At 69.3% G+C, this 1,454-nt stretch carries 2 protein-coding genes; both read left to right on the top strand.

Annotated features, from left to right (window positions below; translation table 11 throughout):
* Window positions 1–41: 41 nt before the first annotated feature.
* Window positions 42–1,010 carry a complex I subunit 1/NuoH family protein gene (locus FNH08_RS50015; protein ID WP_322726681.1) on the top strand — a complete coding sequence of 323 codons (969 nt, stop codon included), beginning with the start codon at window positions 42–44 and terminating at the stop codon, window positions 1,008–1,010.
* A 3-nt stretch (window positions 1,011–1,013) separates the two neighbouring features.
* On the top strand, window positions 1,014–1,454 hold a 441-nt coding region (locus FNH08_RS50010), incomplete at its 3' end, for a NuoI/complex I 23 kDa subunit family protein (protein ID WP_152778654.1).

Raw genomic sequence — 1,454 nt, 5'->3', positions numbered from 1 at the left:
GCCCCGGACCCCACCCCCGAAGACCCCGCAGGAGGCACGCCGTGAACGACGCGCTCGACGTCGCCCTGCGACTCCTCGTCGTCTTCGTCGTCTTCCTCACCTTCCCCCTGATCATCGGCCAGACCGAACACAAGGTCATGGCCCACATGCAGGGCCGCCTCGGACCCATGTACGCCGGCGGCTTCCACGGCTGGGCCCAACTCGTCGCCGACGGCGTCAAGTTCGCCCAGAAGGAAGACATCGTCCCGGCGGGCGCGGACCGCCGTATCTTCCAGCTCGCCCCGGCCGTAGCCCTTCTCCCGTACCTGCTCGTCCTCCTCGCCATCCCCATCGGCCCGGGCGAGGGCGCGGTCGGCGAGGTCATCGACGCGGGCGTCTTCTTCGTCCTCGCCGTCATGGGCGTCGGCGTCCTCGGCTCCCTCATGGCCGGCTGGGCCTCCGCCAACAAGTTCTCCCTCCTCGGCGGCCTCCGCACCGCCGCCCAGCTCCTCGCCTACGAACTCCCGATGCTGCTCACCGCCGCCTCCGTCGCCATGGCGGCCGGCACCGTCTCGCTCCCCGGCATCGTCGACGCCTTCGAGTGGTGGTGGCTGCCCTGGCAGATCGTCGGCGCGATCGTCTTCTTCGTCGCCGGTCTCGCCGAACTGCAGCGCCCCCCGTTCGACATGCCCGTCGCCGACTCGGAGATCATCTTCGGCGCGTACACCGAGTACACCGGCCTCCGCTTCGCCCTCTTCCTCCTCGCCGAGTACGCCGGAATCGTCGTCCTGTGCGGCCTGACCACCGTCCTCTTCCTGGGCGGCTGGCACGGCCCCTGGGGAGCCGACGGTCTCGGCTGGGTCTGGACCCTCCTGAAGACCGCGATCCTCGCCTTCGTCGTCATCTGGCTGCGCGTCACCTACCCCCGTCTCCGCGAGGACCAGCTCCAGAAGCTCTCCTGGACCCTCCTCGTCCCGCTCGCCCTCGCCCAGATCGCCCTCACCGGCGTCGTCAAGGTGGTGAACTCCTAACCAATGGCCCCCATCCCCGGCTCCGGCCTGGCCAAGGGCCTGGCCGTCACCCTCCGCACGATGACGAAGAAGACCGTCACCGAGCAGTACCCGGACGCCCAGCCCGACCTCCCGCCCCGCACCCGCGGCGTGATCGGCCTCTTCGAGGAGAACTGCACCGTCTGCATGCTGTGCGCCCGCGAGTGCCCCGACTGGTGCATCTACATCGACTCCCACAAGGAGACGGTCCCGCCCGCCGCCCCGGGCGGCCGTGAGCGCAGTCGCAACGTCCTCGACCGCTTCGCCATCGACTTCTCCCTCTGCATGTACTGCGGTATCTGCATCGAGGTCTGCCCCTTCGACGCCCTCTTCTGGTCCCCGGAGTTCGAGTACGCCGAGACCGACATCCGCGAACTCACCCACGAACGCGACAAGCTCCGCGAGTGGATGTGGACCGTCTCGGCC

This window comes from Streptomyces spongiae (genome assembly GCF_009377185.1).
GTDB lineage: Bacteria > Actinomycetota > Actinomycetes > Streptomycetales > Streptomycetaceae > Streptomyces > Streptomyces spongiae.
The sequence above is the reverse complement of the archived record's forward strand: the minus strand, read 5'-3'. Positions and strand labels throughout refer to the sequence as shown.